2 protein-coding genes are annotated in these 980 nt (G+C 66.3%); both read right to left on the reverse strand.

The genetic code is table 11. The features are described 5' to 3' along the window. Nucleotides 1-71: 71 nt before the first annotated feature. A complete protein-coding gene (locus DBR18_RS27125) occupies nucleotides 72-644 on the reverse strand; it encodes a HupE/UreJ family protein (RefSeq protein WP_108592647.1) in 573 nt (190 codons plus the stop codon). A gap of 27 nt (nucleotides 645-671) precedes the next feature. Beyond that, the coding region (locus DBR18_RS30080; RefSeq protein ID WP_305891547.1) for a GTP-binding protein at nucleotides 672-980 on the reverse strand (309 nt) is incomplete at its 5' end.

Below are 980 nucleotides of genomic sequence, written 5' to 3' on the forward strand. Positions count from 1 at the left end.
TCCTACAGGAGAGTGCATTCCAATTGTGGGAGCTGGCTTGCCAGCGATGGGGCGGGTTCAGGCGATAGAGATCAACCGGCCAGCAACCACGCGCCAGTCGCCGCCGAAGCGGCACCCGCCACTCGCACCAGGGGTGCAGCCGCCTGCGGCAGAAAACGAACCACGGCATAACCCGCCGCATGCAGCGCCGCCGTCGCCGCGACAAAACCGGCGGCATATGCCCAAGGGCTGCTCATGTCCGGCAGTTCCAGACCATGGGCCACACCGTGGAACAGCGCAAACAGTGCCGTTGCCGCCACCGCCATTACCAGCGGCGGACGCACCGCCAGCGCCACCGCCAGGCCCAGCGCCAGCACCGAGGCGGCGATCCCGCTTTCCAGCGCCGGCAGCTCCAGCCCTTCAAAGCCGAGCATGCCACCGATCAGCATGGTGCCGACGAACGTGCACGGCAGCGCCCAGCGCGCCGCGCCTTGTTGCTGCGCGGCCCACAGGCCGACCGCAACCATCGCCAGCAAGTGGTCGAGGCCGCCGATCGGGTGGCTGATGCCGGCGACCAGCCCACTGTCGCCGTGGCCCGGGTGGGCGAAGGCCAGGGCTGGGGTCAGCAGCAGCGCCATGGCGCCGAGAATGCGTTTGAGTGTCATGGATAAGCTTCCTTGTTGGTCAATAAATCAGGCGGCGTTCAGCAGGCCCTGGCGCTCGATGAAGGCGATGATCTCTTCCAGACCCTGGCCGGTTTTCTGGTTGCTGAAGACGAATGGCTTGCCGTTGCGCATGCGCTGGGTGTCGCTATCCATCATTTCCAGCGAAGCACCGACCAGCGGCGCCAGGTCGATCTTGTTGATCACCAGCAGGTCGGACTTGCAGATCCCCGGCCCGCCCTTGCGCGGCAGCTTGTCGCCGGCGGAGACGTCGATCACGTAGATGGTCAGATCCGACAGCTCGGGGCTGAAGGTCGCCGACAGGTTGTCGCCGCCGGA

The organism is Pseudomonas sp. HMWF021, from assembly GCF_003061005.1.
Lineage (GTDB): Bacteria > Pseudomonadota > Gammaproteobacteria > Pseudomonadales > Pseudomonadaceae > Aquipseudomonas.